The organism is Mesorhizobium sp. LSJC280B00 (assembly GCF_000502835.1).
In the GTDB taxonomy this organism is placed as follows: domain Bacteria; phylum Pseudomonadota; class Alphaproteobacteria; order Rhizobiales; family Rhizobiaceae; genus Mesorhizobium.
Map to the genome: position 1 here is coordinate 1 of NZ_AYVL01000080.1, position 5809 is coordinate 5809.

Here is a 5809-nt window from a genome sequence, read left to right on the forward strand (position 1 = left end):
CAGTCACTTGGCTTGAGATCATGCCAAGCGTCATCGGCCGCCGCCCAAAGGGCGTCGTCGCAATATTCGTCTCCATTTTCTTTCACCCTCGATTAGGCAAAAGAAATCCGCTCGCCGAAAACCGACGCTATGTCTCTTGACAGTGATTCGCGGAAATGAGATTCTCGAAGTGCGATCTACGAGAAGGGCTTCCGCGACGGCGACGTTCGGGGGCCTTTTTCTTTTGCGGTTTCAGTCTCCTGTTGCTGCTTTCTCCGACTTTCTAAAGGCCTCGTAGAGTCCCTGCAGATTGTCGGAAATCCAAGTTCCAAAGCGGCTGCCATCCGTCTCCTTTACGGCGATCGTGACGGCCTTCCCCGCTCTTTGAACGCTGACGCTAACCGACTTGTCATGCGGAGCCCACGATTGGACCCCGGGTTTCACACTGGCCTTGCGGACGCGCTTTTCCTTTGCGTTCAGGGCCATGAACAACTGCTCAAAGCGTCGGTTACTCTCTAGCCCACTGAATTCGGGTTCGGAGAGGATTTCATCGACTATGTCCGATTTCTTGCCGACGAGCAGGGATAGCTCAACCCACCGCTCGCGACCTATAGATGGAGCTGATCCAATTTTACCTATGACTGATGGCGGGATCCGTGTAGCAACCGACACCATTTTTGAGACGGCGGCGGCGTTCGCAGCCAATGCCGACGAGATGACATCTCTGTCGTAATTCAGCTCCTCGAGACGCTTTGCGAACGTCGCCTTCTCGATAAAACTTAGATTTGCTCTGGCAGAATTCTCCTGGCCCTGAGCAATGACATGAGCCTTGTCGTCAATCTCCTTGACGACCGCCCTAACCTTCCGTCGGAGATCTCGGGCCACCCGGACGCGCCGATGCCCAAAGACGATCATGAAGCGGCCTTCGATGCTCGGGTGGGGGCGCACAAGGATGGGGGAATCCTGTCCCCTCTGCTGAATCGCTTCCAGCAGTTCCTGATATTGTTCCCTGTCGTCATCCATGCGATCGGAAACGAACGAGCCGTCAATAGCGTCCGGGTCGAGTTCGACTACATGCTCACCCTCAAGGTAGGCATCCGCCTGCTTTGCCAATTCATTAACGGAGCGGATCATGGATTTCGAAGCACCGCGAATCGGATAGGCCGCAGTTGAACTAGATGTCAGCTGGTCGTCTGCCTCCGTCTCAGCGAGGCCGGAAAGAAGATTCTTACGTGCCATCTTAGTCTACCTCCGGATACAACTTAGTCTGTTGAAAGCACAGCGCAAAAGTCCGTTTTTGTCAGCGGACAAGTCAGCGCCCCCATGCTTTATGTATCAACGTGGCGATTTCTCCGTTTACGACATCGAGTGCATCCATTGCCCGCTCGTATGTGGAACGAGTCATCGCGTTTTTTTCGACTTCGTAGAGGCTCTGCTTGGTGATCCCCGCATCAGAAATCGCCGTGGATTTCAGCATCTGGTTCTTGAGGATGAACTCACCAAAAAGCGTGTGGAGGAACGCTACCATCTGCGCTTGCGGCTGATCCGTCGGCTCGTATCGCGTTATAAGATAGCGATACCACTCCAGGTTCACCTCGGCACCCGCTGCCCGGATTGGCTCCAGAATATTCCCGAGCATCAACAGGAATTGGCCCATTGACATGACATCGAGCATCTGCGGATGGATCGTTATCAAGACTGACGTTGCCGCGGTCAACGCTGTAATTGTCAAATAGCCCAGTTGCGGTGGGCAATCGATAACGACGACATCATATAGGGCGTCGACCTCACCCAATGCCGTCGAGATGCGCGTGAAGAACGCCTTTCCCACGTTAGACGTCCTGTCCGTCATCGCCAAAGGCGTGTCGTATTCGAATTCTTGCAGCTCAAGGTTTGCTGGGACGATATCCAGTCCCGGGAAATTTGTTGGCCTGATGATTTCCGAGAGAGAAACCTTCTCGTCGTCGTAGCGGATCGCATCGTAAAGCGATTTCGTCTGGTCGAGTTCTGGCTGGAACCCGTGCAGTGAAGACAGCGACGCCTGGGGATCAAGATCGACAGCCAATACACGGTGTCCCGTCAGAGCGAGATACTGGGCGAGATGAGCTGCTGTCGTTGTTTTGCCGCTACCTCCCTTGAAATTAACCACAGCTAGGATTTGAAGTTTCTCGCCCGACCGACGATGGGGAACATACATGCGGGCGTCGGAGCGCCCGTGTTGGTCAAGGTATTGGCGTAGCTCGATCATCTGCCCGGCCGTGTAGGATCGTCTGCCAGAAGACGAGGTTTCAGGTACTGGGCCTTTGCCCTCTAGATGTAGTTTTTTTAGATGGCTCTGAGAAACACCGAGATACGTCGCCACTTCCGCCAACGAAAAAGAACGCAAATTCTTCTTGGCGTGGGGAGGAAAACGCTGCATCGAGAGAAGGTGCAGCTTCTTTGATATCTGATCCCCTTGTTCGAGAATGCGTTTCTCGAACAGCAATGGGGTTTTCGCGGGAACGGGCGAACTCACGTTCATTCGATCAAGACTCTCTAAAAACGATTTTTGGCGGAATGTGGCCAAGCAACCGTCATTATGTCCGATTCGTTCGAACCGGCAAGAAGTTTTAAGTTAACAAGAGGTTAATGCCCTCTGCTCGCATTCTGCGCGGCATAACGAATATAATCTGATTCAAAGAATTGAATACGCTACGCAATTTGCCGATTTTGTCAGCGGACAAGAAACCTCCCTTTTGAAGTTGCCCTTTGCACCGGGCAGGAGCTTCCAGTTCGGCCGGGCCACGTGCTGGGCATCGCCTAGCAATAGACGTCAGCAAGGCCGGGCGGTGTGAATGAAGACCCGTTTCAATGACATGCGCGTAGTAGTCGGTCCGAACTCGCCAGCCACGATGAGCAGTAGTAATTCGACCTCGCCGATTGCTTTGTCCTGCACGATCGAGGTCATGGGACACGACAAGACTGCAGTAACCGGCGCGGCCATCTCACACCGGGCAATCAGATCAACAGCAAAAGCGGCTCTCTCAGAAATCCGCGGAACGGGCCTGAAACGAGTAATGTCTGGGCGGACTAATGCTCATCGCAGTGTTTCGGGCGAGGATCGAGGCGCAGGGCCAGGCCGCGACTAACGCTTTGAGAAGACCTCAGCGGGTCAGCGACGGAGTGAAATGCCGTAAAGGCGCTGTGTGCCGGATGGGGGGCGGGTAGTAGGGACAGAGAGTCGGGCGAAGAGGCTATCAGCCAAGTTGGACCAGCGTTTTCGCAAGGATATGAAGTGGAACTGCCTCGACGTCATGTTTCAGCGGAAAGCGCTCTGCTCCCGGATAGACAACGAGGCGACGGATAGGATCTACGTCCTCGCACGCCAGATGAAAGCCCTTCTCCACTTTTGGCGTCAGGCTGCGCTTGATCTCGATCCCCCATGGGCGGCTGCCTGGAGGGGTCAAGAGGAGGTCGATCTCGGCGCCAGCGGATGTGCGATAGAAGTTGGCTTCTGTGCCGGGCGGTGCGACCGCAATCAACGTCTCAATAACAAAACCTTCCCAGCTGGCGCCGGCCACGGGATGAGCGAGAACGTCCTCAAGGGTTGTCAGTCCAAGCAGCGTATGCGCAATGCCGCTGTCGCGCACGTAAACCCGCGGCGACTTGACCAGACGTTTTCCGACATTTGCATGCCACGGCTCGAGCCTTCGCACCAGCAGCAGATCGACTAGCAGGTCGAGGTACGAGGCAATCGTCTTGCCATCGACTCCGAGGGCCCGGGCAAAGTCGGCAGCGTTGAGGAGGCCGGATTGATGATGTGCCAGCATGGTCCAGAAGCGGCGCAGCGTTTCGGCCGGAATGCGAGGCCCGAGCAGCGGGATATCGCGCTCGAGGTAGGTGCGGATGAAGTCCTGCCGCCACCGCTGACTGGCGCGGTCGCTCGCCGCCAGAAGGCTGTCGGGAAAGCCGCCGCGCACCCACAAGGGGTTCAACTGTTCGGCCGGCACCTCCAGTCCGTCAATCGGATGCATCTCAAGATAAGCAATGCGGCCAGCGAGTGTCTCGCCAGTCTGCCTGAGGAGATCGATGGAAGCGGACCCCAGCAGCAGAAAGCGCCCTGTCTTCTTGCCGCTGCGGCGACCGCGGTCAATCAAGCCACGAAGATTCTGGAATAGGTTTGGAAGCCGATGGACCTCATCGAGGATCACCAACTCGCCCTCGTGCTCGGCAAGGTAGAGCTCCGGCTCCGCGAGCTTGGCTCTGTCCGCATCGGACTCGAGATCGAGATAGATCGACGGCCGTGTCTCGGCTATTTCGAGCGCGAGTGTAGTCTTGCCGACCTGGCGCGGCCCAATCAGTGCCACGGCTGGGATAGTGTCTATCAGTTCGGCGAGTTGCGTTTCGATGCGGCGCTTGATCATCCTCGCAATTATGGAGTGCAATTCCTGATTTGCAAGAAAGGACTGACGAAATTGGTCAGCATTGAGCCTATTGGCAACGCAACGTCCGATTTGGGAGAGGTATGCCAGATTGGCAGGGGAGGGGACTTCGTCCTCTATAATCCCGACGCCTTGGTGAGGTTGATTCGAAACCGGTCGCGCCGCCGCTGATATCTGCGGGTCATCTCAGCGCTTGTGTGGCCGAGTTGCTTCTGCACATAGCGCTCGTCGACCTCGGCCGACGAGGCGAGGCCAGCGCGCAGCGAATGGCCGGAAAACTTTTGGCCGCGTTCGCCTTCCGACAAGTCGCCNTCTCGACCTCGCGCCAGCCCGTCTTGCCGCGCAACGTCACCAAAATACCTTTGTCGAAAATCTCGACCCAGCCGCGGCCGTCCTCGGTTTGATCGCGCGCAACGTCGAGGCCGACGATTTCGGAGCGGCGCAAGCCGCCGGCGAAGCCCAAAAGCAACATGGCGCGATCGCGCAGGCCACGCAGCGTGCCTCGATCGAGCGTTTCCAGCATGGCGATCAAATCCTCGGGCAGAATGGCTTCCTTCTGCAGGGGAGGGGAGGCGTGGGTGTTGCGGATACCGGCGAGCACGGTGGCGATGTGGCGGTCTTTCCTGTCCAGTGGTTGGCCACGCTGAGTATAATTCCAAGACAGCGAAGAAAGGCGGCGCTCGATCGTCGCCACCGATTTTTTGTCCCGACCAGATCCCGAGGCTTGCGCAGTGATGTAAAGGCCGACGGTCTGAGGATCGGGCGGCAACACCTCGATGTTCTGGCGGCGCGCCCAGGCGCAAAAATGCTTCCAGTCGGCGGCGTAGGCGCGCCGCGTGTTGGCCGAACTCGCTGCCTCGACGTAATCGCGGGCGCGGCCGGCGAGCGCCTCGAGATGCGCAGGAAGGCTGGGATCCGCGATGGCTGGAGGGGGCGAGGCGTAGTCGGCATCGCCGGCGAAAAGCCAACGGTTTGGGTTCCCGAACGACGAACGCTCGTCCGGCTGCTCGTCCGGTGTCCTGCCCATCTCCATTACGACATCGACGATGTCGGGCATGTCGTCATCGCCGGAAGCAGCCGATGATCTTTGAGCGTTGTCAGCCATGCTCATGCCGCTTCCATATCCGTTTGGGAGAAGTCGTTGCCTATGAAAAGCAGCGGTTCATCTGCACGCTTTGCCAAAGCATAGGAGAGGCAATCGGCAAAATTCAGCGCCGCCGGGTGGTGGCCTTTGCCGTAGGTAAGCCAACCCTGGGTCGCCAGATCAACCAATTCGGAGTCGACAGGAATGATGTCGGCCTCGATTTTGCGCAGCCAAAGATCGATCTCGGCCAACTCGTGTTCGCCGCGCCTGCTGACCAGCACCATGCGTGCCTCGAGCACGCAGGTTGCCGGGACCAGACGGATTG

4 protein-coding genes and 1 pseudogene are annotated in these 5809 nt (G+C 57.2%); all 5 read right to left on the minus strand.

The genetic code is table 11. The features are described 5' to 3' along the window. Window positions 1-231 precede the first annotated feature (231 nt). Window positions 232-1218, minus strand: coding sequence for a plasmid partitioning protein RepB (repB, locus tag X773_RS73075; protein WP_023680871.1), 987 nt, complete (start codon window positions 1216-1218; stop codon window positions 232-234). A gap of 73 nt (window positions 1219-1291) precedes the next feature. Next, entirely contained in the window at window positions 1292-2500 is a 1209-nt protein-coding gene (repA, locus tag X773_RS73080; RefSeq protein ID WP_023680872.1) for a plasmid partitioning protein RepA, read from the minus strand. Between the two features lie 715 nt (window positions 2501-3215). Further along, window positions 3216-4382, minus strand: a complete 1167-nt coding sequence (locus tag X773_RS73085; protein WP_023680874.1) for an ATP-binding protein — start codon at window positions 4380-4382, stop codon at window positions 3216-3218. A gap of 134 nt (window positions 4383-4516) precedes the next feature. Then, window positions 4517-5511 (minus strand): annotated as a pseudogene (locus X773_RS73090) (integrase). Continuing rightward, window positions 5508-5809 (minus strand): type II toxin-antitoxin system VapC family toxin (locus X773_RS73095; protein WP_023680876.1); only part of this gene is annotated, 302 nt, incomplete at its 5' end. The gene X773_RS73095 and the pseudogene X773_RS73090, both read right to left, overlap by 4 nt.

What these genes read in the sequence shown, in the direction of transcription:
- repB (WP_023680871.1), bottom strand. Translation starts at nt 1,218, where the DNA reads ATGGCACGTAAGAATCTTCTTTCCGGCCTCGCTGAGACGGAGGCAGAC.
- X773_RS73085 (WP_023680874.1), bottom strand. Translation starts at nt 4,382, where the DNA reads ATGATCAAGCGCCGCATCGAAACGCAACTCGCCGAACTGATAGACACT.
- repA (WP_023680872.1), bottom strand. Translation starts at nt 2,500, where the DNA reads ATGAACGTGAGTTCGCCCGTTCCCGCGAAAACCCCATTGCTGTTCGAG.